Genomic DNA, 24,041 nt, shown 5'->3' on the forward strand with positions numbered 1-24,041 from the left:
CCCATGGGGGAAAACATGCGCACCCTGCCCTGCGGTTCCTGGCCCTCGCCCGTCGACGCGGCCCTCGCCGCCGCGCACGACGGCAGGCCGGAGTTCCCGGGATTCGTCGGCGACGAGGTGTGGTGGACAGAGCCGCGGCCCGCCGAGGGCGGACGCCGGGCGCTGGTGCGGCGGCACGCCGACGGCTCGCAGTCCACGGTGCTGCCCGAGCCGTGGAACGTGCGCAGCCGCGTCATCGAGTACGGCGGCCGGCCCTGGGCGGGAGCCGTCGTGGACGGTGTGCCGCTGCTGGTGTTCGTGAACTTCGCCGACCAGCGGCTGTACCGGTACGAGCCCGGCGGCGAGCCGCGCCCGCTCACCCCGCTCTCGGCGGTGGGCGGCGGACTGCGCTGGGCCGAACCCCAACTGCGCCTGGAACACGGCGAGGTGTGGTGCGTGCTGGAGGAGTTCACCGGGGAGGCGCCGAGCGACGTACGGCGCGTCCTGGCCGCCGTACCGCTGGACGGCTCGGCGGCCGGGGACCGGGCCGCGGTGCGTGAACTCTCCGACGGCCGGCACCGGTTCGTGACCGGCCCCCGGCTCTCGCCCGACGGGCGGCGGGCGGCCTGGCTGGCCTGGGACCACCCGCGGATGCCGTGGGACGGCACGGAGCTGCTGGTGGCTCAGGTGCGCGCCGACGGCTCGTTCGGCGCGCCCCGCACGGTGGCGGGCGGCCCTGAGGAGTCCATCGCCCAGGCGGACTGGGCCGCCGACGGCTCACTGCTGTACGCGAGCGACCGCAGCGGCTGGTGGAACCTCTACCGCGACGGTGAGCCCCTGTGCGTCCGCGAGGAGGAGTTCGGCGGCCCGCTGTGGAAGCTGGGCCAGCGCTGGTTCGCGCCGCTGGAGTGCGGTCTGATCGCGGTCGTGCACGGTCGCGGCGCCACCGCCCTCGGCGTGCTCGACCCGGAGACGGGCGAGGTCGTCGACACGGCGGGCCCCTGGACGGAGTTCGACGCGGCGCCGGTGGTCCACGGCGACCGGGTCGTCGCGGTCGCCGCCGGCCCCCGCAGCGCGTACGAGGTCGTCGAGCTGGACACCCGCACGGGCCGGGCGCGGGTGATCGGCGCCGCCCACGACGACCCGGTCGACCCCGCCTACTACCCCGAGCCGCGGATCCGCACCTTCACCGGGCCGGACGGCCGGGAGGTCCACGCCCACATCTATCCGCCGCACCACCCCGAGTGCGTGGCGCCCGCCGGTGAGCTGCCCCCGTACGTCGTGTGGGCGCACGGCGGACCCACCAGCCGAGCGCCTCTCGTGCTCGACCTGGAGATCGCCTACTTCACCTCGCGCGGCATCGGGGTCGCCGAGGTCAACTACGGCGGATCCACCGGGCACGGCCGCGAGTACCGCAACCGGCTGCGCGGGCAGTGGGGCGTCGTCGACGTCGAGGACTGCGCGGCCGTCGCGCTCGCCCTCGCCGACGAGGGCACCGCCGACCGCGCCCGGCTGGCGATCCGGGGCGGCAGTGCGGGCGGCTGGACCACGGCGGCCTCCCTGACCACGACCGACGTGTACGCCTGCGGCACGATCAGCTACCCGATCCTCGACCTGACCGGCTGGGGCACAGGGGAGACCCACGACTTCGAGTCGCAGTACCTGGAGTCCCTGGTCGGGCCGCTCGCCGAGGTGCCCGGCCGGTACACCGAGCGCTCGCCCGCCGAGCACGCCCACCGGATCACGGCGCCCTTCCTGCTGCTCCAGGGCCTGGACGACGTGATCTGCCCGCCGACCCAGTGCGAGCGGTTCCTCGCCCGGCTGGCCGGCGGGCGGGTGCCGCACGCGTACCTGGCGTTCGAGGGCGAGGGGCACGGCTTCCGCCGGGCCGACACCCTGGTGCGGGCACTGGAGGCGGAGCTGTCGCTGTACGCTCAGGTCTTCGGCCTGGACCCGGCCGGCATCCCCACCCTGGAGCTCGGCACGTGAAGGAACTCGTCCGCCCCACCCGGCTCGCCCCCGGCGCCCGCGTGGCCGTCGTCGCGCCCAGCGGGCCCGTGCCCGAGGAGCGGTTGCAGGCGGGCCTGGACGTGCTGCGCGGCTGGGACCTGGATCCGGTGGTGGCGCCGCACGTGACGGCCCGGCACGGCACGTTCGACTACCTGGCGGGTACGGACCGCGACCGCGCCGCCGACCTCCAGGGCGCCTGGTGCGATCCGTCCGTGGACGCGGTGCTGTGCGCCCGCGGCGGCTACGGCGTGCAGCGCATGGTGGACCTGCTCGACTGGGAGGCCATGCGGGCGGCCGGCCCGAAGGTGTTCGTCGGCTTCAGCGACATCACCGCGCTGCACGAGGCGTTCGCCACCCGCCTGGGCCTGGTCACGCTGCACGGGCCGATGGCCGCCGGTGTCGACTTCGTCAAGAACGACCGGGCGCAGCGGCATCTGCGAGCGACCCTGTTCGCGCCCGAGACGGTCCGCACGATCGCCTCCGGCGGACCAGCCCTGGTTCCCGGGCGGGCCCGGGGCGTCACCCTCGGCGGCTGTCTGGCCCTGCTCGCCGCCGACCTCGGCACACCGCACGCGCGGCCCGGCGCGGCCGGCGGCCTGCTGTGCCTGGAGGACGTGGGCGAGGAGGCCTACCGCCTGGACCGCTACCTCACCCAGCTGCTGCGGGCCGGCTGGCTCGACGGGGTGCGCGGGGTGCTGCTCGGCTCCTGGAAGGACTGCGAGACCCCGGACCGGGTGCGGGCCCTGCTCGCCGACCGGCTCGGCGGACTCGGGGTGCCCGTCGCCGAGGAGTTCGGCTTCGGGCACTGCGAGGGCGCGTTGACGGTTCCCTTCGGTGTCGCGGCCGAACTCGACGCCGACGAGGGCACGTTGACGCTCGACGCGCCCGCCCTGCGCTGACCGCGCCGCGGCCGGGCGCGTGCCGCGCGTAGGGTGACGGCATGCCACACACCGCAGCCCGCTTCCTCGCCGAGGGGCCCCACGTGGGCATCCGTCCCTTCACCCAGGAGGACGGCGCCGAGTTCACCGCCCGGGTCCGGGAGAGCGAGGACCTGCACCGCCCGTGGCTCTTCCCGCCGGCCACCGCCGAGGCGTACGCCGCCTACGCCCGGCGGCTGATCGAGGATCCGGCGAGGGCCGGCTTCCTGGTCTGCGAGAAGGACGCGGGCGCCCTCGCCGGTTTCGTCAACATCAACAACATCGTGCACGGCGCCTTCCGGTCCGGAGCGCTCGGCTACGGCGCCTTCGCGCACGCCGCCGGGCGGGGCCTGATGCGCGAGGGCCTCGACCTCGTCATCGGGTACGCCTTCGGCCCGATGCGGCTGCACCGGCTGGAGATCAACGTGCAGCCGCTCAACACCGCCTCGATCGCGCTGGCCCGCGCCTGCGGCTTCCGCCTGGAGGGCTTCTCGCCGGACATGCTCTTCATCGACGGGGCCTGGCGCGATCACGAGCGGTGGGCGCTCACCGCCGAGATGCGCGCTTGAAGTTGACCTTCATGGTGTCCAGGTCCGTGACGGTCGACCGCAGGTCACGAAAGCCGTATCCGAGGCCGCGCAGGGCGGTCTCCGCGCGGTCCTCCGCGATGGCGGCCGCCATCTCCTCGCCGTCCTCCGCGTCGCACACCACGACGTAGCGCATCGAGAAGTGCTTCAGCGGGGACGGCTCGTACGACAGCGAGCCCTCCTCGGTGAACCGCATGCTGAGCATGCCGTGCTCGTCCGCCTCCGCGCGCAGCCGTTCCCGGGCCTCGTCGGTCAGTGCGTCCCAGGTGCCCCGGACGATCACCCGGTAGGTGTGCTGCTCGCTCATCGGATCTCCGTACTTCTCCACGCCCGGCCATGGGCCATGAGGGTCGACCGGCCGACTCTACGGCGCCCGCGACGCGCCGACCACGGAATATCCCCGCGTCCGCTCAGCCCCGGCGGTCCATGTACTCGTACACCGACCCGTCCGGGTGCAGGGCGATCAGGTTGCGCCCCACCGGTGTCGGGACCGGCCCGGCCACGATGTGCGCGCCGAGCCCGGTCAGCACCCGGTGGGCCTCGTCGACGTCCTCCACGGCTATCGTCGCCGTCACCTTGCGCAGCACCTCCAGCTGCGACTCGGGTCCGCTCATCAGCAGGAAGCAGCCGACCGCGGCCACCTGGACGCCGCCCTGTTCGAAGCGGAGAGCTCTGGCGCCCGCGAGACCCTCGTAGAACGGGACGGCGGTGTCCAGATCGTTGACGCAGACGCGCAGGCTGGTTCCCAGAATCTCCATGCGCACGAGCGTAGTTGGGGGTGGCCGGGGAGGTGATCGTTTCACCGGATCGCCCGGAACGCCCGCCCCCTCCGCCACATCCCCGGACGGCGTTATACGTACCCCTGTGCGGGTACTCGCGGTCCATGAAGGGCTTGGATCACCTGGAGCACTTGGACAAGCAACTGGTCGACGAACTGGCGCAGGTGGCGCGTGAGACGGTGCGCGACGAACTGCGCGAGCAGACCCGCAGGCGGCGTCGCACCGCCACGCTGTACGCCGCGTCCGGCGCCGTCGCCCTGTACGCGGGCGCGGCTCTCGCGCTCGCCGTGGGGCTGGCCCTCGCGATCGGGCTGCCCGGCTGGGCCGCCGCACTGATCACCGCGGCGATCCTGGGCGCGGCGGCCTACGCGCTGCGCGAGGCCGCCCGGCCGTCGGCGGCGTGGCCCGCCGCGGATCGCACCCCGGATCGCGCCGCGGACCTCACGGCCGGACACGACTTGGGCGCTCCGCCCGCGGGCGGCACCGGTGGCGGGGCGGACACGGCCGGTGGCGCGGCGGGCACGGCCGGCAGGGCGGCGGGTGCGGCGCACCCGCCCGTGCCGCCGGTGCCACCCGCGCCTCCGTCCGGAGCGATCCGGCCGGAACGCCCCGGCGAGACCGACCCGGGAACGGACCACCGGGCCTGACACCCCGTCGGGTTCCCCGCCGGGTTTCCCGTCCTGTTCCGACCCGCGCTCCAACCCGCGTTCCCACCTGCGTTCCCACCTGCGTTCGGACCCGCGTCCGAACCTGTTGGAGCGTGACATGCACCGGGCGCCCGCTCGCCCTCCGGCCTGCGGGCGCCCGTCCGTGTCCCCACCGAGGCGGCCGCGGGCGGCCGGGCCGGTGCCGGGAGAAGTTTGGGTGCCCCGGCCAGGGGGACGCGGAGAGTTCCGCACCCAGGTACGCGACCGCGCCGGAGGCGAACCGTGAGTCGACCCCGCATTGTGATCGTCGGTTCCGGCTTCGCCGGCTACCGCACGGCCCGGACGCTGTCCAGGATGTCCCGGGGCAAGGCCGACATCACCCTGCTGAACCCGACCGACTACTTCCTGTACCTGCCCCTGCTGCCCCAGGTCGCCGTGGGCCTCCTGGAGCCGCGCCGGACCGCCGTCTCCCTCACTGGCACGCTGCGCCACGTACGGCTGGTCCTCGGCGAGGCCCACGGCATCGACATGGACGCGCGCACCGTGCGCTACACCGACCCCGAGGGCGGCGAGGGCACGCTGGCCTACGACCGGCTGGTGCTCGCCGTCGGCAGCGTCAACAAGCTGCTGCCGATCCCCGGCGTCGCCGAGCACGCGCACGGTTTCCGCGGCCTGCCGGAGGCCCTGTACCTGCGGGACCACGTGACCCGCCAGATCGAACTGGCGAGCAGCGAGGACGACCCCGAGACGTGCTCGGCCCGCTGCACCTTCGTCGTCGTGGGCGCCGGCTACACCGGGACCGAGGTCGCCGCGCACGGGAAGATGTTCACCGACTCGCTGGTGCGCGGGCACCCGCTCCGGCAGGGCATCCGGCCCCGCTGGCTGCTGCTGGACATCGCGTCCCGCGTGCTGCCCGAGCTGGACGAACGGCTCTCGGCCACCGCCGACCGCGTGTTGCGGAGGCGGGGCGTCGAGGTGCGCATGGGCACCTCCGTGAAGGAGGCCACGCACGAGGGGGTGCTGCTGACGGACGGCGAGTTCGTCCGCAGCCGCACGCTCGTGTGGTGCGTCGGCGTACGGCCCGACCCGCTCGTGGAGAGCACCGGGCACCCGCTGGAGCGGGGACGGCTCGTCGTCGACCCCTTCCTCCAGGTGCCGGGGCGGCCGGAGGTGTTCGCGTGCGGGGACGCGGCCGCCGTACCCGACCTGGACCGCCCCGGCCGCTACACCCCGATGACCGCCCAGCACGCCTGGCGGCAGGGCAGGACCGCCGCGGTCAACGTCGCCGCCTCGCTCGGCGTCGGCGAGGCCCGCCCCTACCGCCACCGCGACCTCGGCTTCGTCGTGGACCTGGGCGGTGCGCAGGCCGCCGCCGACCCGCTCGGCATCCCGCTGTCCGGGCCGGTGGCCGGAGCGGTCACCCGCGCCTACCACCTCGCGGCGATGCCCGGCAATCGCGTCCGGGTGGCCGCGGACTGGCTGCTGGACGCCGTACTGCCGCGCCAGTCCGTCCAGTTGGGCCTCGTACGGTCCTGGTCCGTGCCCCTGGACACGGCCTCCCCGGAGCTGGCCCGGGTACCGGGCGGGCCCGAGCGGCAGGCGAGGACGACGGCCGGCTCCGGCCCGGGAGAGCCGGCCGACGCCGCGCACGGCGGAGCCCACCCCGCCCCGGGCCCGGTCAAGCGAGACGACATACCCGCGGAAGGAGACTCATGAACACCGACGAACTCGTCGAACTCGGCCAGCAGCTGCGCGTCGACAGCGTGCGCGCCGCCGCCGCGGCGGGCTCCGGGCACCCCACGTCCTCCATGTCCGCCGCCGACATCATGGCGGTCCTGCTGGCGAACCATCTCCGCTACGACTTCGACCGGCCCGAGCACCCCGGCAACGACCGCCTCGTCCTGTCCAAGGGACACGCCTCCCCGCTGCTGTACTCCGCCTACAAGGCGGCGGGCGCCATCGACGACGCGGAACTGCTCACCTTCCGCAAGCTGGGCAGCCGCCTGGAAGGGCACCCCACCCCGCAACGGCTGCCGTGGGTGGAGACCGCCACCGGATCCCTCGGACAGGGCCTGCCCATCGGCGTCGGGATCGCGCTCACCGGCAAACGGCTGGACCACGCCGACTACCGCGTGTGGGTGCTGTGCGGGGACAGCGAGATGGCCGAGGGCTCGATCTGGGAGGCCGCCGAGCACGCCGGGTACGAGCACCTGGACAACCTGACCGTGATCGTCGACGTCAACCGGCTCGGCCAGCGCGGCCCCACCCGGCACGGCCACGACCTGGACGCCTACGCCCGCCGCTTCCGCGCCTTCGACTGGCACACGATCGAGATCGAGGGTCACGACGTGGACGCCGTCGACCGCGCCTTCGGCGAGGCGGTCTCCATGCGGGGCCGGCCCACCGCGATCATCGCCCGCACCTTCAAGGGCAGGGGCGTCAAGGACGCCGAGGACCGTGAGGGCCTGCACGGCAAGCCGCTGAAGGACCCCGACGAGGCGGTCGAGGAGCTGGGCGGCGTCCGCGACATCCGCGTCCGCGTGCACGAGCCGCGCTCGGCCCGTTCGCTGCACGCCGTGGGCGACGGCAACCTCGAACTGCCCCGCTGGGACAAGGGCGAAAAGGTCGCCACCCGCGACGCCTACGGCCAGGCGCTCGCCGCGCTCGGCACCGCGCGCGGCGACGTCGTGGCCCTCGACGGCGAGGTCGGCGACTCCACCCGCTCGGAGTTCTTCGCCAAGGAACACCCCGAGCGCTACTTCGAGTGCTACATCGCCGAACAGCAGATGGTCGCCGCCGCCGTCGGGATGGCCCGGCGCGGCTGGGTGCCGTACGCCTCGACGTTCGCGGCCTTCCTGACCCGCGCGCACGACTTCGTACGGATGGCCTCCGTCAGCGGCTCCGGCATCAACCTCAACGGCTCCCACGCGGGCACGGCGATCGGACAGGACGGGCCCAGCCAGATGGGCCTGGAGGACCTGGCGATGATGCGCGCCGTCCACGGCTCGACCGTGCTCTACCCGTGCGACGCCAACCAGGCCGCCGAGCTCGTCGCACGGATGGCCGACCTGGACGGCGTCCGCTATCTGCGGACCTCGCGCGGGGCCAGCCCGGTGCTCTACGGGCCCGAGGAGGAGTTCCCCGTCGGCGGCAGCAAGGTGCTGCGCTCCTCCGCACGGGACCGGCTGACCGTCGTCGCCGCGGGCGTCACCCTGCACGAGGCGCTCGCCGCCGCCGATGCCCTCGGCCGGGACGGCATCGCGGTCCGGGTGCTCGACCTGTACTCGGTCAAGCCGGTCGACCGGGACACGCTCCGGGAGGCCGCCGAGGACACGGGCTGCCTGCTCACCGTGGAGGACCACCACGCCGAGGGCGGCATCGGCGACGCCGTGCTCGACGCCTTCACCGACGGACGCCCGGTGCCGCGCCTGGTGCGGCTCGCCGTCCGGGAGATGCCGGGCTCGGCCTCGCCCGCCGAGCAGCTGCACGCCGCGGGCATCGACGCCGAGTCGATCGCGACCGCCGCGCGGCTGCTGGTGGAGGAAGCGGTCGTGCGGTGAGTGACGAGGCGCGCACGGTGCGCACCGGCGGTCCTGCGGCGGTTCGACCCCGTGTGTGAGGGACACCCGCACCCGCGCAGGTTTGGCCATGGAACCTTCGGCCACCCGGAGGAGAAGAGGTGGCCATGGTGAAGAGAGAAAACACCGCGGAGTCGCAGGGTTCAGGAGAGTCGGCGTCCCGGCCGAGGCCGGTGGAGGTGCTGCGTGAGGCGCGTGCCCAGTTCGCCGAGCTGACGGGTCTGACCGCGGAGTCCGTGACGACCTTCGAGCAGTCGGAGGACGGCTGGTCGCTGGAGGTCGAGGTCCTGGAACTGGCCCGGGTGCCCGACACCATGAGCCTGATGGCGAGCTATCAGGTGGAACTCGACCCGCGGGGGCAGCTGACCGGCTACCGGCGGCTGCGCCGATACGAACGCGGGCGCGCCGACGCCCGCCGCTCCGGCGGCGGCTAGGCCGGCCCCGGGCGGCTCACGCCCGAGGACCGTATACGCACGCGGCAGACCACGCAGCGGACACAGACAAGTACGCAGCAGATACAGACAAGGAGGCGCGGTTGGCATGACCGTTGTCCCGGCACAGACGTCCGGTGGCGGAGGCGGCAGCAGCGGCCTGTACGACGTACTGGAACTCGTCCTCGACCGGGGGCTGGTGATCGACGCGTTCGTGCGGGTCTCCCTGGTCGGCATCGAGATCCTGAAGATCGACGTACGGGTCGTCGTCGCCAGCGTCGACACCTACCTGCGCTTCGCCGAGGCCTGCAACCGGCTCGACCTGGAAGCCGGCCCGCACCGGACCCCCGGCCTGCCCGACCTGGTCGGCGAGGTCACCGAGTCCGGCGCGCGCGGCAAGGCCAAGGGGGCGCTGTCCGGCGCCGCCCAGACCGTCTCCGACGCCTTCCAGCAGGGCCGCCAGGAGCACTCGGACGAGAGCGGGCAGCGGCCGCGGGCACGTAAGGCCGCGCCGGCCCGCCGGAAGGAGGAGCAGGAGTGAGCACGTACGTCTACGCGATCACCACCGCCTCCCACCCCGGCCTGCCGCGGGGCATGGGCGGTGTGGGCGAGCCGGCCCGCCCGGTGCGCGTGCTGACGGCGGGCGGGCTCGCCGCGGTCGTCAGCGACGCACCCGAGGGACTGCGCCCCAAACGCAGGGATCTGCTCGCCCACCAGGCCGTGCTCAGCGAGGCCGGCGAGGCCGGCTGTGTGCTGCCGATGCGGTTCGGCAGCGTCGCCCCCGACGACGACACCGTCACCGGTGTCCTCACCGAGCGCGCCGAGCACTACCGCGAGCGGCTGCGCGCCCTGGCGGGCAGGGTCGAGTACAACGTCAAGGCCAGCCACGACGAGGAAGCCGTGCTGCACCGCGTGATGGCCGAGAACCCCGAGATCCGCTCCCTGGCGGAGGCCAACCGGCGCTCCGGCGGCGGGGGTTACCAGGACAAGCTCCGGCTCGGTGAGCTGGTCGCGGCCGCCGTGCAGGCCCGTGAGGCCGACGACGCCCGCGAGATCGTGCACGCGCTGGAGCCGTACGCCGCCGCGGTCAGCGACGGCCCGCCCTCCACCGGCTGGCTGGTCAACGCCTCGTTCCTGGTCGACCGGGAAGCGGCCGAGGAGTTCGTGACCGCCGTCGAACAGGCCCGCACGGACCTGCCCCACCTCGAACTGCGGGTCAACGGCCCCCTGCCGCCGTACAGCTTCGTCGAACCCGGCCCCGCCGAACCCGCCAGCACCACGGCCGGAGCCGACACAGGAGCGGAGTGACGTCATGGGACTCATCTCCGAAGTGCTGCTGCTGCCGTTCGCGCCGGCGCGCGGAAGCGCCTGGGCGATCCGGCAGGTACTGCGCGAGGCCGAGCGGATCTACTACGACCCGGCCACGGTGCAGGCCGAACTCGCCCGACTGGAAGAGCAGTTGGAGGCCGGCGAGATCAGCGCCGAGGAGTTCGACCGCAGGGAGGACGAGCTTCTCGACCGGCTGGAGACCGGCCTGCGCTCAGGCACGGGGACAGGTGAGGGAACAGGCGAGGGGACGGCACGATGAACAAAGTGGGACTCGGCCTCGCGATAGGGGCCGGCTACCTCCTGGGACGGACGAAGAAGGCGAAACTCGCCCTCACGCTGGGCAGCCTGGTGGCCGGCAAGAAGCTGAACCTCGGTCCGAGCGGGATCGCGCAGCTGGTCAACCAGCAGCTGATGAACAACCCGCAGCTCAAGGAGATCGGCGACCAGCTGCGCGAGGACCTGAAGGGGGTGGGCAAGGCGGCTTCGGGGGCCATGGCCGAACGACAGATGACCGCGCTCGCCGACCGGCTGCACGGGCGGACCGCCCAGATCCGCGACGAGCTCGCCGGCGTCGCACCGCAGCCCGGCGGAGACGAGGAGCCCGAGGGGGAGGACACGTACACGGACGAGTACGACGAGTACGAGGACGAGTACGAGGACCGGGGGGAGGGCCGCGAGGCCGAGGGGGAGCCCCGGGGCGAGGACGAGGACCGCGGCGGACCGGCCCGCGAGGAAGCCGCCGGGAAGGCCCCCGCGAAGAAGGGGCCGGTGAAGAAGGCGCCCCCGAAGAAGGCCGCCAGGAAGGCGCCGGCGGGTGCACCGGCCCGGAAGGAAGCGGCGAAGAAGGCTCCTGCCAAGAAGGCCCCCGCGAAGAGGGCCGCCGCGAAGAAGGCTCCCGCAAGGAAGACGGCGGCGAAGCAGACCGCGACCGGAAGGACGGCCGCGAAGAGGACGGCCACGGCCGGCGGCGCGACCGGCGCCGCCCGCTCCCGGCGGCCGAAGGGTGGTGGTGACCGATGACCGAGGCCCTCGGATCCGCGACCTCCGCAGCCGGCGGCGCGGCGCGCGGCGCGGCGAAGGAAAGTCCGCTGAGCGGCCTCGCCCACAGCGAGGCCGCCGACCGGCTCAAGGCCGAGGTGCAGGACTACCTCGGCGCCCAGGCCCAGCGGCTCCTGGTCGGTTTCGGCCGTAAGCTCGGCGAGACCACCGGCATGCTCAACGACATCGCCGAGGGCAACAGCCCGGGCTTCGTCAAGCTCGCCCTCGACGCCGGACGCAAGGCCGCCGAGGGCAAGGGCCCGGTGCGCTCGGTCCTGGAGCTGGGCGCCTCCCGCGCCAAGGACAGCGTCATGGGCGTGCTGAGGAACCTCGGTGGCGGCGGGGGCAAGCGCAAGCGCGGCGGGGGCAACAAGCCCACCGTCATCATCGAGTCCGTCGATGTCGGCGTGCCGCTGCGCACCGCCTACGACCAGTGGACCCAGTTCCAGGACTTCAGCACCTTCGCCAAGGGCGTCAAGAGCGCGAGCCGCGCCGACGACACCTCCTCCGACTGGCAGTTGAAGGTGTTCTGGTCCAGCCGAAGCTGGAAGGCCCACACCACCGAGCAGGTGGCCGACCAGCGCATCCAGTGGACGTCGGAGGGCGCGAAGGGCACCACGAAGGGCGTCGTCTCCTTCCACCGTCTCGAAGAGAACCTCACCCGGGTCCTGCTGGTCATGGAGTACTACCCGAGCGGATTGTTCGAGAAGACCGGGAACATCTGGCGGGCCCAGGGCCGCCGCGCCCGGCTGGACCTGAAGAACTACGTCCGCTTCATCACCCTCAAGGGAGAGGCCGACGAGGGCTGGCGCGGCGAGATCCGCGACGGCGAGGTCGTGCGCAGCCACGAGGACGCGGTCTCCGAGGAGGAGCAGGAGGCCGAGGAGGAGAACGGCTACGAGGACGAGAACCAGGAAGAGGAGCAGCCGTACGAGGAGAACGAGGAGGAGGGCCCGTACGCCGAGGAGGGGAACGGCGAGTACGAAGAGGAGGAGAACGAGGAGGAGCCCGAGGCGGAGGAAGACGAGGAGTACGAGCCCGGGGACGGTGAAGAGCCCGAGTACTACGAGGACGAGGAAGAAGAGGAGCCCGAGTACGAGTACGCCGAGGGCGGGGGCCGCCGATGACGACGCCCAGCCGACTGCCCGAACCGTACGGCCCGAGCAGCGGGGCCAACCTCGCCGACATTCTTGAGCGCGTGCTCGACAAGGGCATCGTCATCGCGGGCGACATCCGCATCAACCTGCTCGACATCGAACTGCTCACCGTCAAGCTCCGGCTCGTCGTCGCCTCGGTCGACAAGGCCAAGGAGATGGGTATCGACTGGTGGGAGACCGACCCGGCGCTCTCGTCCCGCGCCCGCCGCGACGAACTCGCCCGGGAGAACGCGGAGCTGCGCGAGCGGCTGGCGCGGCTGGAGGAACTGGAGCTGGACCGCGGCCGACCGGAGCCGGACCGCCTGGAGCGGGGCCGCGTGGACCAGGACCGTGCCCGCAAGGAGGCACCATGACCGGACTGCGGTACGTCTACGCCGTCTGCCGGCCCCTCGGCGCGCCCCTCCAGGCGGAGCTGACCGGGGTGGCGGGCGCTCCGGCCAAGCAGCTCAACCACCACGGCCTGGTCGCCGTCGTCAGCGAGGTGCCCGAGCGGGACTTCGCCGAGGAGCCGTTGCGCTCCCATCTGGAGGACCTCGACTGGCTCGCCGCCACCGCCCGCGCACACCAGGGCGTCATCGACGCGCTGACCGTCGTCACCACACCGCTGCCGCTCAGGCTCGCCACCGTCTTCCGGGACGACAGCGCCGTGCGCACGATGATCGAGGCCCGCGAGGACCACATCCGCCACACCCTGGACCGGCTGGAGGGGCGTGTGGAGTGGGGCGTGAAGATCTACGCCGAGACCGAGCAGCCCCAGCAGGCCGCGCAGCCCGTGCCCAAGGCCGCCTCGGGCCGGGACTACCTGCGGCAGCGGCGGCAGCAGACCCGGGCGGGCGAGGACCTGTGGCAGAAGGCGGAGACCTTCGCGACCCGGCTGCACGAGCAGCTCTCCGCCTTCGCCGAGGAGTCCCGGCTGCACGCCCCGCAGCACCCCGCTCTCTCCGGCGGCACGGCGGGTCGGAACGTGCTCAACGCCGCCTACCTGGTGCCGCGCGGCGACTCCGAGGAGTTCGTGGAACTCGTGGACCGCACGAAGGACGACGTGCCGGGGCTGCGCGTGGAGCTCACCGGGCCCTGGGCGGCGTACTCCTTCGCGGGGGAGGAGGCATGACGGTCGTCGAACGCCGTGAGATCGCCCTGGTCGACCTGCTCGACCGGCTGCTGGCCGGCGGTGTCGTCATCACCGGGGACATCACCCTGCGCATCGCCGACGTGGACCTCGTCCGCATCGACCTGAACGCGCTGATCAGCTCGGTGAACGTCCAAGTGCCGTCGCCCTTCGAGGAGTAGCCGTGCCCCCGCGCAAGCGACTGGATCTGGAGCCCGACACGGTCGAGCGGGACCTGGTGAAACTCGTGCTCACCGTTGTGGAACTGCTGCGCCAGCTCATGGAGCGGCAGGCGCTGCGCCGCTTCGACGAGGGGGACCTGAGCGAGGACCAGGAGGAGCGGATCGGTCTCACGCTCATGCTCCTGGAGGACCGCATGGCCGAACTGCGCGACCGCTACGGGCTGCGGCCCGAGGACCTGAATCTGGACCTCGGACCGCTGGGACCCCTGCTTCCCCGGGAGTGACGCTTCACGAACGGCAGGGAACGGGGGAGAGGTCCCGGGGAGAGCTGCGGAATCAGCCTTCCTTGCGGCACAGGATCTCCCCGTGCAGGACCGCGAACCAGCCGTCGTGCCGCTCACCCCACTCCCGCCACGCCGCCGACACGGCCCGCAACCGCTCCTCGGTCGCGTGTCCGCCCGCGACGGCGCGCTCGGCGTACGCCGACGCCACGGTGCGGTCGGCCCAGAGCCCGCTCCACCAGGCGCGCTCGTCCTCGGTGGCGTAGGTCCAGGTGCTGGAGGTGGCCGTGACGTCGGTGAAGCCGGCCGCCAGCGCCCAGGACCGCAGCCGGCGTCCGGCGTCCGGCTCGCCTCCGTTGGCGCGGGCGACCCGCCGGTACAGGTCCAGCCAGTCGTCCAGCCCCGGCACCCGCGGGTGCCAGGTCATCGCCGCGTAGTCCGCGTCGCGGACGGCGACGTACCCGCCCGGCTTCGTCACCCGCCGCATCTCGCGCAGCGCCTGCACGGGGTCGCCCACGTGCTGGAGCACCTGGTGGGCGTGGACGACGCAGAACGTGTCGTCGGGATGGTCGAGGGCGTGGACGTCGGCCACCGCGAAGTCGACGTTGGCCAGGCCCCGCCCGGCGGCCGTGGCGCGCGCCTGCTCCAGGACGCCGGGCGCCCGGTCGACACCCGTGACGTGCCCTTGGGGGACGAGGGCCGCCAGGTCGGCGGTGATGGTGCCGGGACCGCAGCCGATGTCGAGGATCTTCATGTGCGGCCGGAGCGAGCCGAGCAGGTAGGCCGCGGAGTTGGCGGCGGTGCGCCAGGTGTGCGAACGCAGCACGGACTCGTGGTGCCCGTGCGTGTAGACGGCCGTCTCCCGCTTCGGCATGGCTGTACCCCTTCTCGTCCCCTGACCCCGTGGGCCCGCGGCCCCGGGCGGTACGGATCACGGTACGCCTCCGTGCCGGATGGTGAGACCCCGATTTCAGCATCCGGACAGAAGGCGGGTGGGTGGTCAGTCTCCTGGCAGCGGTCGGTACACCGCCAGCGCCTCGGGCAGCTTCTCCAGCCACAGCTCGTCCTCCGCCTCCATCACCTCGCCGTCGTGGGCGAGCAGCGTGCCGGGCGCGACACCGGTCAGGCGCAGCCGGGCCACCTGGACCGCGGCGTGGGCGGGGGACCGCGTCAGCGGGCCGGCCAGGGCCGCGGACAGCAGGCGCAGCGCCGGCCTGCGGCCCCCGTGCACCACCCGGACGTCGAGCTTCCCGTCCGTCAGGTCGAGTCGGCGGCCCGGCGCGAGCCCCATGCGGTGGTACGTGCCGTTTCCGGCGAACAGCAGCCACAGCGGGTGGGAGCGGCCCCGCACCACCGCCCGCAGCGGATGGCGGTCGGCGCGCAGCACCTTCAGCGTCGCCAGCACCCCGGCCGGCCAGCTGCCGATCCGGCCGGACCAGCGCTCGCGCTCGCGCACCAGCTCCGGGTACAGGCCGAGGCTGAAGGTGTTGAGGAAGACGCCCCGCTTGCTCCCGGAGCGGAAGCGGCCCACGTCCACGCGCACGCCGTGACCGTGCTCCAGAGCCCGGCCGAGGGCCCGGGCGTCCTCCACGCCGAGGTCGTAGGCGAAGTGGTTGAGCGTGCCGCCGGGCAGCACCGCGAGCGGCAGGCCGCGGCGCAGGGCGATCTCGGCGGCCGCGTTCACGGTGCCGTCGCCGCCGCACACCCCGAGCACCCGGGCGCGGTCCGCCGCCTTCTCCAGCTCCGCCTGGACCTCTTCCGGCTCGCACTCGACGACGTCCGCCTCCGGCAGTACGTCCCGCAGCGCGCCGGCGCGGTCCGCGGTGCCGGAGGCCCGGTTGGCCACCAGTACCAGGCCCGCGCCGCCGGGCAGCGCCGGCAGGTCGGCGCGGGGGTGGGGCGCCGGGCCGGTCTGGGCGCGGGTGGGCACCAGGGCGCGTACCGCGAACGCGACGCCCGCGCCCAGTGCGGCACCCGCCAGCACGTCGCTCGGGAAGTGGACGCCGGTGTAGACGCGCGAGAGCGCCACCGACGCGGCGACCGGGGCCACCGCCGCGCCCCAGGCCGGGGACTCCAGGGCGACGCCGGTCGCGAAGGCGGCCGCGGACGCCGCGTGCCCGGACGGGAAGGACGTGGTGAACGGCTGCCGCTTGAGCCGCCGCATGATCGGGACGGGGTCCAGGACCGGCCGGTCGCGGCGCACCGAGCGTTTGCCCAGGGTGTTGACGGTCAGGGACGCCAGGCTCAGGGAGGCCAGGCCGCGGACGGCGGCCCGGCGGGCCCTCGGGGTACGGCTCGCGCTGATGGCGGCCGCCGCCGCGCACCACAGCACGCCGTGGTTCGCGGCCCGGCTCAGCCTCGGCAGCACGGGTCCGGCACCGGGCCAGCGGCGCTCGGCCGCGAACTCGAACAGCCGGCCGTCCAGGGCCGTCAGGCGCTTCAGGACGGCGCGGGCGCCGGTCTTCGGGACGGTGAGGTCGACGTCTGGGCTCATACGGGGACCGTTACCCTGAAGTCGCCGTTTCTTGTGTGTGAGGGGCGGCACCGGCCGTCTTCAGGGACCCTTGCATGCGTCTGCTCCTCATCCGCCATGCCCAGACCCCCTCCAACGTGGGCCACCTGCTGGACACGCGGATCCCCGGGCCGGGCCTGACCGGGCTCGGCGAACGGCAGGCGGCCGCGCTGCCGCGGGCACTCGCCGGCGAGGACATCGAAGCGCTCTACGCCTCCACGCTGATCCGCACCCAGCTCACCGCCGGGCCCCTGGCCGCCGTCCGCGGACTCGACGTGATCGTCCGCGACGGCATCCGCGAGGTGTCGGCGGGCGACCTGGAGACGGAGCCGGGCGACTCCGAGCGCGGACAGGTCTACATGCGCACGCTGCTGGGCTGGGCCGCCGGTGACACCCGGACGCGCATGCCCGGCGGCGAGAGCGGCACCGAGGTGCTGGCCCGCTACGACGCGGTCGTCGCCGAGGCCACCGCGGACGGTGCCGGAACCGTCGCCATGGTCAGTCACGGCGCGGCCATCCGCCTGTGGACCGCGGTCCGCGCCCGCAACCTCGACGCGGAGTTCGCCGCCACCCACCCCCTGGAGAACACCGGCGTGGTGGTCCTCCAGGGCTCGGCCGACGCCGGATGGACGGCCTTGACGTGGGCGGACGCGGTCGTCACCCCGGCGCGGGAGAGCGGCCCGACCGGACGGCCCGTGGACTTCGGATAAGCGTTTGCCCGTCCCGTACGGCCGCGACCAGAATGCCTGACCATGGGACATCTGGAAGCCGCGCACCTGGAGTACAACCTCCCCGACGGGAGGACGCTGCTCGGCGATGTGTCCTTCCGGGTGGGAGAGGGGGCCGCCGTGGCCCTCGTCGGACCGAACGGCGCCGGCAAGACCACCCTGCTCCGCATGGTCTCCGGCGAGCTGAAGCCGCACGGCGGCACCGTGACCGTCGGCGGCGGTCTCGGCGTGATGCGGCAGTTCGTGGGGTCGGTGCGGGACGAGACGACCGTGCGCGACCTGCTCGTGTCGGTCGCGCCGCCGCGGGTGAGGGAGGCCGCGCGGGCCGTCGACACGGCCGAGCACGCCATCATGACCGTCGACGACGAGGCCGCCCAGCTCCAGTACGCGCAGGCGCTGGCCGACTGGGCGGAGGCACGCGGCTACGAGGCCGAGACGCTGTGGGACATGTGCACCACGGCCGCTCTCGGCATGCCCTACGACAAGGCGCAGTGGCGGGAGGTGCGCACGCTGTCCGGCGGCGAGCAGAAGCGGCTGGTGCTGGAGGCGCTGCTGCGCGGCACGGACGAGGTGCTGCTGCTCGACGAGCCGGACAACTACCTCGACGTGCCCGGCAAGCGCTGGCTGGAGGAGCGTCTGAAGGAGACCCGCAAGACGGTGCTCTTCGTCTCCCACGACCGTGAACTCCTCGCCCGCGCGGCCGACCGGATCGTCTCCCTCGAACCCGGCCCGGCCGGCGCCGACGCCTGGGTGCACGGCGGCGGTTTCGCCACCTACCACGAGGCCCGGCGCCAGCGCTTCGCCCGCTTCGAGGAGTTGCGCAGGCGCTGGGACGAGAAGCACGCGCAGCTGAAGAAGCTGGTGCTGAACCTGCGGCAGGCCGCCACCGTCAGCCATGAACTGGCCTCCCGCTACCAGGCCGCCCAGACCCGGCTGCGCAAGTTCGAGGAGGCCGGTCCGCCGCCGGAGCCGCCGCGTGAGCAGGACATCCGGATGCGCCTGAAGGGCGGTCGCACCGGCGTCCGGGCCGTCACCTGCCAGGGCCTGGAGCTGACCGGCCTGATGCAGCCCTGCGACCTGGAGGTCTTCTACGGCGAACGCGTCGCGGTGCTCGGCTCCAACGGCTCCGGCAAGTCGCACTTCCTGCGGTTGCTGGCCGGCGAGGACGTGGCGCACACCGGCGCGTGGAAGCTCGGCGCGCGGGTGGTCCCCGGGCACTTCGCCCAGACCCACGCACACCCCGAGCTGGTGGGCCGCACCCTGCTGGACATCCTGTGGAAGGAGCACTCCCAGGACCGCGGCGCCGCGATGTCCCGGCTGCGCCGCTACGAACTGACCGGCCAGGCCGAACAGACCTTCGACCGGCTCTCCGGCGGTCAGCAGGCCCGGTTCCAGATCCTGCTGCTGGAGCTGGCGGGCGCCACCGCGCTGCTCCTGGACGAGCCGACCGACAACCTCGACCTGGATTCCGCCGAGGCCCTCCAGGAAGGCCTGGAGGCCTTCGAGGGCACGGTCCTCGCGGTCACCCACGACCGCTGGTTCGCCCGCTCCTTCGACCGGTTCCTGGTCTTCGGCAGCGACGGCCGGGTCCGCGAGACCCCGGAGCCGGTGTGGGACGAACGGCGGGTACAGCGGGCGCGGTAACGCACGTCTGCCGCCGCCGGGCCGCTCACCGCCGGCGCAGGACGGCGCCCAGCCCGCCCGCCGGCACGTCCTCGCCGGCGGCGGCCGGGTCCAGCGACAGGGCCGTGGCGTCCTGGCAGACCGCCGAGCGGAGCAGGGCGTCGTCGGCCCGGGCCGGCCAGGAGTGCCGCTCGCCGAGGGCCTCCAGCTCCGTACGGCGCACGGCCAGCTGGTCGGCGTCCTCGCCGATCCACACCTCGCGGTGGGCGTCGGCGCCGTCCGGGCTGATCAGCAGTTCCTCAAGACGGTGCTCGCGGGCCGCCTCGACCAGCGCCGACACCCCCTCGGCGGCCCCCGAGCGTCCCTCGTCGTCCGGTGTCCGGGCCGCCCGGAACCGGTCCAGCTCGGACTCGACACGCTGGTGCACGTGCGCGGCGCGGATCCGCTCCACGTCCTCGTCCAGCAGCCGGCTGCCGGTGCCGTCGGCGGCCTCCGCCACGCGGTCGTGCAGCCGTTTCGGCAGCCGCCCGCGCACCTCGCGCCGCTCCCGGTCGTCGCCGACCAGGATCAGCAGGTCGGCGTCCGTCTCCTCCTGGCAGACGCTGAGCGCGTCCGCGATCTCCGCCGCGTTGTGCTCCCAGGTGTTCTCCACCTTCAGCTGGAAGTGCCGTTCCGACCAGTCCGCGCTCGCCGTCCGGTGGATGGGCCACTCCAGCGCCACCACCGTCCCGGCGTCCTCCGGGCCCAGCGAGCTGCGCAGCTCGAAGTCCGCGCCCCTGCGGTCGACGTACGCGACGATCGCGACCGGATCCTCACCCGCCAGCTCCAGCAGCGGCGCCACGCGCGGCAGCGCCGCCCACTCCGCCCGGCTGCCGCCCCGCGGCGGACGGGCCAGCAGCGGGTCGAGCACGACCGCGCCGTCCCGCGCGAACAGCACCCGCCCCTGCGGATCGGGGACATGGCGAAGCTCCCGTACGGCCGCCTCCACCGCTCGGCAGGTGGCCTCGTCCGCGCCTTGCCGCGCCAGCTCGCGCCCCATGGCCCGGGCCGTCAGCTCCAGCTGGTGGGCCGTGTCCTCCGTGTGCCGCGAGGTGTCGACGTACACGGAGGCCCAGGGGCCCGGGTGTTCGTACAGTGGATGCAGAAAGGCGAGATCCATGGCTCCCTCCCGGAGACCGTTCGGTGGCGCCGCACGCCGGGCGGGTACCCGGACCGCAGGTACGAACACGACGAACGGGGCACCACCATGACCGGAGTCGACCCGGGACGGCTGGACGACCAGCAGCTGATGAAGGAGCTGGAGACGATCCACCGCACGCGCCACGACACGCTGCTGTACGGCTCGAACGACGCGCTGCGCGCCCACAACGAACGCATGGCGCAGCTCGAGGGCGAGTACCTGCGCCGCAACCCGCGCCGCCCGGTCGCCGCCGGCCGCACCCGCGAGGGGGCCCGGGAACGCGGATGCGGGGAGTCGGCGACTCCCCGCGTCTGAAGGACGTCCCGGCGCCGGGGGGTCAGCCGGCCTTCTCGGCGAGGACGTCGAGGAAGGCCTCGCAGAACGCCTTCAGATCGTCCGGCTTGCGGCTGGTGATCAGCTTGTTCGGGCCGTGGTCGCAGATCTTCACCTGCTCGTCGACCCAGATGCCGCCCGCGTTGCGGATGTCCGTCCGCAGACTCGGCCACGAGGTCAGCACCCGGCCCCGTACGACATCCGCCTCGACCAGCGTCCACGGCGCGTGGCAGATCGCGGCCACCGGACGGCCCTGCGCGAAGAACGCCCCCACGAACGCCACCGCCTTCTCGTCCGTCCGCAGGAAGTCCGGGTTGGCGACGCCGCCCGGCAGGACCAGCGCGTCGAAGGAGTCAGGGGAGGCCTCGCCGACGACCGCGTCCACGGGGAACCTGTCCGCCTTGTCCAGGTGGTCGAAGGCCTGGATCTCCCCGGACTCGGTCGACACGAGCACGGTCTCGTGACCGGCGTCCTTCGCCGCCTTCCACGGTTCGGTGAGTTCGACCTGTTCCACGCCCTCGGGCGCGGTCAGAAATGCGATGCGCATGATGCCTCAACGTCCTTTCGGCGCCCCGGGGACGGGCCCTGCCGTCCCCGGGGCGCTTTTCTCCCGGCGCCGGCCGCGGCGCCCCCGGGCACGGGCCTACGCGCGCTCCTCCCGCGCGGGCGTCTCGGTGTGCGTCAGTTCCCGGGCCAGCTCCTGCACATTGGCGTAGCGCGCCTTGTGCGGCAGTCGCTGGAGCGCCTCGATCAGCGTGTCGGGCGCGTTCTTGCGCCGGAGCAGGCGGGTCAGCTCGCCCGGACCCGCGGGAAAGGCACTGCGGCCCAGAATCCTGGCCAGCTCCAGGCGGACGCTCTCCAGGGACGCCCGGGAGCCGCCCGGCGCCACCGGTCCGCCCCACACCTCCGGATCGTCCTCGGCGGTCGGCTCCGGGTCGTGCCACTCCTCGCTCCGCGTGGGATGGCCGGACCTGAGCAGTCCCTGCAACTCGTGCTTCATCTCGTCGTCACGGTGGACACTCAGCCGGTCACTGCCTCGCTGCATGTCTCCCTCCAGATCGTCGGGGGTGGCCACCGCGTACCCGTGCGGGGGAAGCCGACACCGGTTTTCCGGGACGGGATGACACCCGAGGGGCGGCCGGAATCCCGCCCCGCCGCGGCGGCGTGTTTGGGCGCCCGGGACCGGGGGCAGGCGCGGAGCCAGTGCTTCGGACCGGAGGCACGCCCGTGGAAGCGGCGCGACACGCCGCCACGTGCGGCCGTCCGGTTCACGCGCCCGCGCTCCCACGGTGACCGTCCGCCCGAGAGGACCCCGAGGGAGCTGCGACGCACCATGCCAACGCGAGCGAGCGCCAGGCACCACCCCCACGACGACGCCCCCGACACCGCGGAAGCCTTCCGCCGGCTCGCCGCACTCCCCCCGGGGCGACGGCGGAACGAGGTCCGCGACGAGATCGTTCAGGCCTGGCTGCCGATGGCCGAACGGCTCGCCGGCCGGTTCCGCAGCCGCGGCGAGAGTTCCGAGGACCTGCGCCAGGTCGCCGCGCTCGGCCTGATCAAGGCGGTCGACCGCTACGACCCCGAGCGGGGCAACGCCTTCGAGAGCTACGCCGTGCCCACCATCACCGGTGAGATCAAGCGGCACTTCCGCGACCACATGTGGACGGTGCACGTCCCGCGCCGGGTGCAGGAACTGCGCAACCGGGTCCGCTTCGCCTCCCAGGACCTCGCCCGGACGATCTCCGGCCGCGGCCCCACCGTCGCTGAGGTCGCCGAGCACGCCCACCTCAGCGAGGAGGAGGTGCGGATCGGACAGGAGGCGCTGGAGAGCTTCACCGCCCTCTCGCTCGACGCGGAACTGTCCGGCAGCGAGGACGGCTACTCCCTGGGCGACAGCCTGGGCTCGCCCGACCCGGCCCTGGACACCGTGGTGGACCGCGAGTCGGTCAGGCCGCGGCTGGCGGCGCTGTCCGAACGGGAGCGGGCCATCCTGTACATGCGGTTCTTCGGCGACATGACGCAGAGCCGGATCGCCGAGCAGTTGGGCATCTCGCAGATGCACGTGTCCCGGCTGATCAGCCGGTGCTGCGACCGGCTGCGGGAGCAGGTGATGCGGGAGGGCGTGTAGGGGCGGCCCGCTTCCGGGGAGCTCCTCAGGGGCGGGCCGCCGGCGTCACCCGATAGGTCGTTGGTGTCCCGCCAATGAGGCTCGGCCGCGCGCGACCCGCGGTACCAGCGGCTGTGATGGCAGCGAAGGGCACGAACCCGTGCCGTCAGACGTCGTCGGTTCCAAGGAGTCCCGCTCATGCGCCGTACCGTCCCCCGCGCCCTGCCCGTCGCCGTCCTGGCCGGAGTCATGGCGGGCGGCGCCGCGTCGGCCGCCCTCGCGAGCCCGGCCGCCGGCTCGCACGCCCGTCCCCCCGCCCTGCGGCAGGCGGCGCGCACCGCCCACGTCCCGCGGGCCGGCGAGGGCGCCGCGGTCACCGTCGTGTGCGGCCCGGACGGCGGTGACGCCTCGCGCGCCGAGGCCGAGGCCTGCGCGCCGGCATCCGGATCCGGCGCGGGCAGGCGCGGCGGGCCGTCCGTGGTCGCGTCCGGTACGGACCGGGCCGGACCGTCCGGGAACGCGGTCCCGACGGACACTGCCCGCGCCAGGCCGTCCGGGGGCGCCGTCGGCGACACGGAGGCCGCGGCGCCGGCCCGGGCCCCGGCGGACGCGTCGCGGGACCCGGTCCTCCAGGACACGCCGGCCAACGACCCGTTCCGCCCCGGGTCCGGGGAGTCCGGGCCTGGTGACCCGGGTTCGGGTCGGTTCGGGGAGTCCGGGCCTGGTGACCCGGGTTCGGGTCGGTTCGGGGGGTCCGGGCCTGGTGACCCGGGTTCGGGTCGGTTCAGGGGGTCCGCGCCCGGTGACCCGGCCTCGGGTCAGTCCGCGCAGACCCCGCCCCGCGACCCGGCTTCCGGCCAGGTTTCGGGCAGTCCGGCCCGCGGGACGTTCCGCGACGTACCCACCTACGACCCTTCCCGCACCCAGGTCGCGCCGGACCTCGACGGTTCCTTCGATCCTTCCCGGTCGCAGGACTCGTTCGGACTCCAGGTCCGGCCGGACCTCGACGGTTCCTTCGATCCTTCCCGGTCGCAGGACTCGTCCGGACTCCAGGTCATGCCGGGTCCCAACGGTTCCTTCGATCCTTCCCGGTCGCAGGACTCGTCCGGACTCCAGGTCATGCCGGGTCCCAACGCCTCCTACGATCCCTCCCGCCCGCAGGACTCGTCCGGACTCCAGGTCATGCCGGGCCCCAACACCTCCTACGCCCCTTCCCGCCCGCAGGGCTCCCGGGACCCCGCCCGGGACCCGTCCCACGCCCCGTCCCGAGGTCCGGACTCCAGCGGCCCGTCCCGGGGCGAAGGTTCGTGGGACGCCTCCCGCGGTCAGTCCGGCACCGGCCCGGGCCGCGGCCCGGTCGCGGGCCGCGACCCCTCCCGCGAGGCGGCGCAGCACGGTGTGCAGGCCGGTGCGGGTGGCTCGTTCACCGCCTCCCTGCCGGCCCTGATCGGCGGCGGCGCGCTGATCGCGGCGGCGCTCGGCGGGGCGGTCCACCGGGTGTGGCGGCGTTCGCGGGCCGACGGCTGACCGTGCAG

At 73.8% G+C, this 24,041-nt stretch carries 28 protein-coding genes; 21 read left to right on the forward strand and 7 right to left on the reverse strand.

Annotated elements, in window-relative coordinates:
* Nucleotides 1-3: 3 nt before the first annotated feature.
* Genes ACIQMV_RS10900 through ACIQMV_RS10910 form a run of 3 tightly spaced genes read left to right on the forward strand, consistent with a single transcriptional unit; the run spans nucleotide 4 to nucleotide 3,475 of the window.
* Complete coding sequence (locus tag ACIQMV_RS10900) at nucleotides 4-1,968, forward strand: LpqB family beta-propeller domain-containing protein (protein ID WP_141356771.1); 1,965 nt, start codon at nucleotides 4-6, stop codon at nucleotides 1,966-1,968.
* Complete coding sequence (locus ACIQMV_RS10905; protein WP_402592380.1) at nucleotides 1,965-2,888, forward strand: LD-carboxypeptidase; 924 nt, start codon at nucleotides 1,965-1,967, stop codon at nucleotides 2,886-2,888. The genes ACIQMV_RS10900 and ACIQMV_RS10905 overlap by 4 nt, the downstream gene beginning before the upstream one ends.
* Before the next feature lie 41 nt (nucleotides 2,889-2,929).
* Nucleotides 2,930-3,475 (forward strand): GNAT family N-acetyltransferase, encoded by a 546-nt coding sequence (locus tag ACIQMV_RS10910; RefSeq protein WP_402592381.1) that lies wholly within the window; start codon nucleotides 2,930-2,932, stop codon nucleotides 3,473-3,475.
* On the opposite strand, the gene ACIQMV_RS10915 is transcribed toward ACIQMV_RS10910, so the two are convergent.
* Nucleotides 3,453-3,800, reverse strand: a complete 348-nt coding sequence (locus tag ACIQMV_RS10915; RefSeq protein WP_141356765.1) for a DUF6204 family protein — start codon at nucleotides 3,798-3,800, stop codon at nucleotides 3,453-3,455. The two genes, ACIQMV_RS10910 and ACIQMV_RS10915, sit on opposite strands and share 23 nt — an antisense overlap.
* Nucleotides 3,801-3,903: 103 nt before the next feature.
* Nucleotides 3,904-4,251, reverse strand: a complete 348-nt coding sequence (locus tag ACIQMV_RS10920) for a VOC family protein (RefSeq protein WP_398227497.1) — start codon at nucleotides 4,249-4,251, stop codon at nucleotides 3,904-3,906.
* Between the two features lie 125 nt (nucleotides 4,252-4,376).
* Here ACIQMV_RS10920 and ACIQMV_RS10925 point away from each other — a divergent pair, with 125 nt between their 5' ends.
* From ACIQMV_RS10925 to ACIQMV_RS10985, 13 genes are all read left to right on the forward strand, one after another.
* Nucleotides 4,377-4,919: a phage holin family protein gene (locus ACIQMV_RS10925; RefSeq protein ID WP_402592382.1), complete on the forward strand. Its 543-nt coding sequence runs from the start codon at nucleotides 4,377-4,379 to the stop codon at nucleotides 4,917-4,919.
* A gap of 282 nt (nucleotides 4,920-5,201) precedes the next feature.
* The gene (locus tag ACIQMV_RS10930; protein ID WP_402592383.1) at nucleotides 5,202-6,635 is read left to right on the forward strand and encodes an NAD(P)/FAD-dependent oxidoreductase; all 1,434 of its coding nucleotides are present in this window, start codon (nucleotides 5,202-5,204) and stop codon (nucleotides 6,633-6,635) included.
* Nucleotides 6,632-8,479 (forward strand): transketolase, encoded by a 1,848-nt coding sequence (locus ACIQMV_RS10935; protein ID WP_402592384.1) that lies wholly within the window; start codon nucleotides 6,632-6,634, stop codon nucleotides 8,477-8,479. The genes ACIQMV_RS10930 and ACIQMV_RS10935 overlap by 4 nt, the downstream gene beginning before the upstream one ends.
* A gap of 125 nt (nucleotides 8,480-8,604) precedes the next feature.
* On the forward strand, nucleotides 8,605-8,931 hold the full coding sequence (locus ACIQMV_RS10940) for a gas vesicle protein (RefSeq protein WP_388476185.1): 327 nt from the start codon (nucleotides 8,605-8,607) through the stop codon (nucleotides 8,929-8,931).
* Between the two features lie 106 nt (nucleotides 8,932-9,037).
* Entirely contained in the window at nucleotides 9,038-9,469 is a 432-nt protein-coding gene (locus ACIQMV_RS10945; protein ID WP_402592385.1) for a gas vesicle structural protein GvpA, read from the forward strand.
* Nucleotides 9,466-10,236 carry a GvpL/GvpF family gas vesicle protein gene (locus ACIQMV_RS10950; RefSeq protein WP_402592386.1) on the forward strand — a complete coding sequence of 257 codons (771 nt, stop codon included), beginning with the start codon at nucleotides 9,466-9,468 and terminating at the stop codon, nucleotides 10,234-10,236. Before ACIQMV_RS10945 ends, ACIQMV_RS10950 begins: the two co-directional genes overlap by 4 nt.
* A 4-nt stretch (nucleotides 10,237-10,240) precedes the next feature.
* Entirely contained in the window at nucleotides 10,241-10,516 is a 276-nt protein-coding gene (locus ACIQMV_RS10955) for a gas vesicle protein GvpG (RefSeq protein ID WP_141356750.1), read from the forward strand.
* Complete coding sequence (locus tag ACIQMV_RS10960) at nucleotides 10,513-11,277, forward strand: DNA primase (protein WP_402592387.1); 765 nt, start codon at nucleotides 10,513-10,515, stop codon at nucleotides 11,275-11,277. Before ACIQMV_RS10955 ends, ACIQMV_RS10960 begins: the two co-directional genes overlap by 4 nt.
* Nucleotides 11,274-12,422: an SRPBCC family protein gene (locus ACIQMV_RS10965; RefSeq protein ID WP_402592388.1), complete on the forward strand. Its 1,149-nt coding sequence runs from the start codon at nucleotides 11,274-11,276 to the stop codon at nucleotides 12,420-12,422. The genes ACIQMV_RS10960 and ACIQMV_RS10965 overlap by 4 nt, the downstream gene beginning before the upstream one ends.
* Nucleotides 12,419-12,805: a gas vesicle protein GvpJ gene (gvpJ, locus tag ACIQMV_RS10970; RefSeq protein ID WP_402592389.1), complete on the forward strand. Its 387-nt coding sequence runs from the start codon at nucleotides 12,419-12,421 to the stop codon at nucleotides 12,803-12,805. The genes ACIQMV_RS10965 and gvpJ overlap by 4 nt, the downstream gene beginning before the upstream one ends.
* Nucleotides 12,802-13,563, forward strand: coding sequence for a GvpL/GvpF family gas vesicle protein (locus ACIQMV_RS10975; RefSeq protein WP_402592390.1), 762 nt, complete (start codon nucleotides 12,802-12,804; stop codon nucleotides 13,561-13,563). The genes gvpJ and ACIQMV_RS10975 overlap by 4 nt, the downstream gene beginning before the upstream one ends.
* Nucleotides 13,560-13,742, forward strand: coding sequence for a gas vesicle protein (locus tag ACIQMV_RS10980; protein ID WP_402592391.1), 183 nt, complete (start codon nucleotides 13,560-13,562; stop codon nucleotides 13,740-13,742). Before ACIQMV_RS10975 ends, ACIQMV_RS10980 begins: the two co-directional genes overlap by 4 nt.
* Before the next feature lie 2 nt (nucleotides 13,743-13,744).
* Nucleotides 13,745-14,026 (forward strand): gas vesicle protein K, encoded by a 282-nt coding sequence (locus ACIQMV_RS10985; protein ID WP_141356738.1) that lies wholly within the window; start codon nucleotides 13,745-13,747, stop codon nucleotides 14,024-14,026.
* A 52-nt stretch (nucleotides 14,027-14,078) separates the two neighbouring features.
* Here ACIQMV_RS10985 and ACIQMV_RS10990 read toward each other — a convergent pair whose 3' ends face one another.
* Together ACIQMV_RS10990 and ACIQMV_RS10995 are read right to left on the reverse strand one after the other, a co-directional pair.
* Nucleotides 14,079-14,897: a class I SAM-dependent methyltransferase gene (locus ACIQMV_RS10990; RefSeq protein WP_388476207.1), complete on the reverse strand. Its 819-nt coding sequence runs from the start codon at nucleotides 14,895-14,897 to the stop codon at nucleotides 14,079-14,081.
* Between the two features lie 126 nt (nucleotides 14,898-15,023).
* The gene (locus tag ACIQMV_RS10995) at nucleotides 15,024-16,517 is read right to left on the reverse strand and encodes a bifunctional phosphatase PAP2/diacylglycerol kinase family protein (protein ID WP_402592392.1); all 1,494 of its coding nucleotides are present in this window, start codon (nucleotides 16,515-16,517) and stop codon (nucleotides 15,024-15,026) included.
* 74 nt (nucleotides 16,518-16,591) lie between these two features.
* Here ACIQMV_RS10995 and ACIQMV_RS11000 point away from each other — a divergent pair, with 74 nt between their 5' ends.
* Together ACIQMV_RS11000 and ACIQMV_RS11005 are read left to right on the forward strand one after the other, a co-directional pair.
* Entirely contained in the window at nucleotides 16,592-17,245 is a 654-nt protein-coding gene (locus ACIQMV_RS11000) for a histidine phosphatase family protein (RefSeq protein ID WP_402592393.1), read from the forward strand.
* Nucleotides 17,246-17,287: 42 nt separating this feature from the next.
* Nucleotides 17,288-18,907 carry an ATP-binding cassette domain-containing protein gene (locus tag ACIQMV_RS11005; protein ID WP_402592394.1) on the forward strand — a complete coding sequence of 540 codons (1,620 nt, stop codon included), beginning with the start codon at nucleotides 17,288-17,290 and terminating at the stop codon, nucleotides 18,905-18,907.
* 25 nt (nucleotides 18,908-18,932) lie between these two features.
* Here ACIQMV_RS11005 and ACIQMV_RS11010 read toward each other — a convergent pair whose 3' ends face one another.
* Nucleotides 18,933-20,045, reverse strand: coding sequence for a Vms1/Ankzf1 family peptidyl-tRNA hydrolase (locus tag ACIQMV_RS11010; RefSeq protein WP_402592395.1), 1,113 nt, complete (start codon nucleotides 20,043-20,045; stop codon nucleotides 18,933-18,935).
* A gap of 87 nt (nucleotides 20,046-20,132) precedes the next feature.
* Between ACIQMV_RS11010 and ACIQMV_RS11015 the strand changes: the two genes are divergently transcribed.
* The gene (locus ACIQMV_RS11015; protein WP_141356726.1) at nucleotides 20,133-20,381 is read left to right on the forward strand and encodes a DUF6158 family protein; all 249 of its coding nucleotides are present in this window, start codon (nucleotides 20,133-20,135) and stop codon (nucleotides 20,379-20,381) included.
* A gap of 22 nt (nucleotides 20,382-20,403) precedes the next feature.
* Here ACIQMV_RS11015 and ACIQMV_RS11020 read toward each other — a convergent pair whose 3' ends face one another.
* Both ACIQMV_RS11020 and ACIQMV_RS11025 read right to left on the reverse strand, forming a co-directional pair.
* Nucleotides 20,404-20,946 (reverse strand): type 1 glutamine amidotransferase domain-containing protein, encoded by a 543-nt coding sequence (locus tag ACIQMV_RS11020; protein WP_402592396.1) that lies wholly within the window; start codon nucleotides 20,944-20,946, stop codon nucleotides 20,404-20,406.
* 96 nt (nucleotides 20,947-21,042) lie between these two features.
* The gene (locus ACIQMV_RS11025) at nucleotides 21,043-21,444 is read right to left on the reverse strand and encodes a DUF2795 domain-containing protein (protein ID WP_141356722.1); all 402 of its coding nucleotides are present in this window, start codon (nucleotides 21,442-21,444) and stop codon (nucleotides 21,043-21,045) included.
* A gap of 288 nt (nucleotides 21,445-21,732) precedes the next feature.
* Between ACIQMV_RS11025 and ACIQMV_RS11030 the strand changes: the two genes are divergently transcribed.
* Together ACIQMV_RS11030 and ACIQMV_RS11035 are read left to right on the forward strand one after the other, a co-directional pair.
* Entirely contained in the window at nucleotides 21,733-22,527 is a 795-nt protein-coding gene (locus tag ACIQMV_RS11030) for an RNA polymerase sigma factor SigF (protein ID WP_402592397.1), read from the forward strand.
* A gap of 177 nt (nucleotides 22,528-22,704) precedes the next feature.
* On the forward strand, nucleotides 22,705-24,033 hold the full coding sequence (locus ACIQMV_RS11035) for a hypothetical protein (protein ID WP_402592398.1): 1,329 nt from the start codon (nucleotides 22,705-22,707) through the stop codon (nucleotides 24,031-24,033).
* Nucleotides 24,034-24,041: the final 8 nt, after the last annotated feature.

The sequence above is a fragment of the Streptomyces sp. NPDC091412 genome (genome assembly GCF_044756885.1).
GTDB lineage: Bacteria > Actinomycetota > Actinomycetes > Streptomycetales > Streptomycetaceae > Streptomyces.

Coding starts and splice junctions, on each gene's coding strand:
- ACIQMV_RS10900 (WP_141356771.1), top strand. CDS start 4: ATGGGGGAAAACATGCGCACCCTGCCCTGCGGTTCCTGGCCCTCGCCC.
- ACIQMV_RS10910 (WP_402592381.1), top strand. CDS start 2,930: ATGCCACACACCGCAGCCCGCTTCCTCGCCGAGGGGCCCCACGTGGGC.
- ACIQMV_RS10915 (WP_141356765.1), bottom strand. CDS start 3,800: ATGAGCGAGCAGCACACCTACCGGGTGATCGTCCGGGGCACCTGGGAC.
- ACIQMV_RS10920 (WP_398227497.1), bottom strand. CDS start 4,251: ATGGAGATTCTGGGAACCAGCCTGCGCGTCTGCGTCAACGATCTGGAC.
- ACIQMV_RS10925 (WP_402592382.1), top strand. CDS start 4,377: ATGAAGGGCTTGGATCACCTGGAGCACTTGGACAAGCAACTGGTCGAC.
- ACIQMV_RS10935 (WP_402592384.1), top strand. CDS start 6,632: ATGAACACCGACGAACTCGTCGAACTCGGCCAGCAGCTGCGCGTCGAC.
- ACIQMV_RS10940 (WP_388476185.1), top strand. CDS start 8,605: ATGGTGAAGAGAGAAAACACCGCGGAGTCGCAGGGTTCAGGAGAGTCG.
- ACIQMV_RS10945 (WP_402592385.1), top strand. CDS start 9,038: ATGACCGTTGTCCCGGCACAGACGTCCGGTGGCGGAGGCGGCAGCAGC.
- ACIQMV_RS10955 (WP_141356750.1), top strand. CDS start 10,241: ATGGGACTCATCTCCGAAGTGCTGCTGCTGCCGTTCGCGCCGGCGCGC.
- ACIQMV_RS10960 (WP_402592387.1), top strand. CDS start 10,513: ATGAACAAAGTGGGACTCGGCCTCGCGATAGGGGCCGGCTACCTCCTG.
- ACIQMV_RS10965 (WP_402592388.1), top strand. CDS start 11,274: ATGACCGAGGCCCTCGGATCCGCGACCTCCGCAGCCGGCGGCGCGGCG.
- gvpJ (WP_402592389.1), top strand. CDS start 12,419: ATGACGACGCCCAGCCGACTGCCCGAACCGTACGGCCCGAGCAGCGGG.
- ACIQMV_RS10975 (WP_402592390.1), top strand. CDS start 12,802: ATGACCGGACTGCGGTACGTCTACGCCGTCTGCCGGCCCCTCGGCGCG.
- ACIQMV_RS10980 (WP_402592391.1), top strand. CDS start 13,560: ATGACGGTCGTCGAACGCCGTGAGATCGCCCTGGTCGACCTGCTCGAC.
- ACIQMV_RS10990 (WP_388476207.1), bottom strand. CDS start 14,897: ATGCCGAAGCGGGAGACGGCCGTCTACACGCACGGGCACCACGAGTCC.
- ACIQMV_RS10995 (WP_402592392.1), bottom strand. CDS start 16,517: ATGAGCCCAGACGTCGACCTCACCGTCCCGAAGACCGGCGCCCGCGCC.
- ACIQMV_RS11000 (WP_402592393.1), top strand. CDS start 16,592: ATGCGTCTGCTCCTCATCCGCCATGCCCAGACCCCCTCCAACGTGGGC.
- ACIQMV_RS11005 (WP_402592394.1), top strand. CDS start 17,288: ATGGGACATCTGGAAGCCGCGCACCTGGAGTACAACCTCCCCGACGGG.
- ACIQMV_RS11010 (WP_402592395.1), bottom strand. CDS start 20,045: ATGGATCTCGCCTTTCTGCATCCACTGTACGAACACCCGGGCCCCTGG.
- ACIQMV_RS11015 (WP_141356726.1), top strand. CDS start 20,133: ATGACCGGAGTCGACCCGGGACGGCTGGACGACCAGCAGCTGATGAAG.
- ACIQMV_RS11020 (WP_402592396.1), bottom strand. CDS start 20,946: ATGCGCATCGCATTTCTGACCGCGCCCGAGGGCGTGGAACAGGTCGAA.
- ACIQMV_RS11025 (WP_141356722.1), bottom strand. CDS start 21,444: ATGCAGCGAGGCAGTGACCGGCTGAGTGTCCACCGTGACGACGAGATG.
- ACIQMV_RS11030 (WP_402592397.1), top strand. CDS start 21,733: ATGCCAACGCGAGCGAGCGCCAGGCACCACCCCCACGACGACGCCCCC.
- ACIQMV_RS11035 (WP_402592398.1), top strand. CDS start 22,705: ATGCGCCGTACCGTCCCCCGCGCCCTGCCCGTCGCCGTCCTGGCCGGA.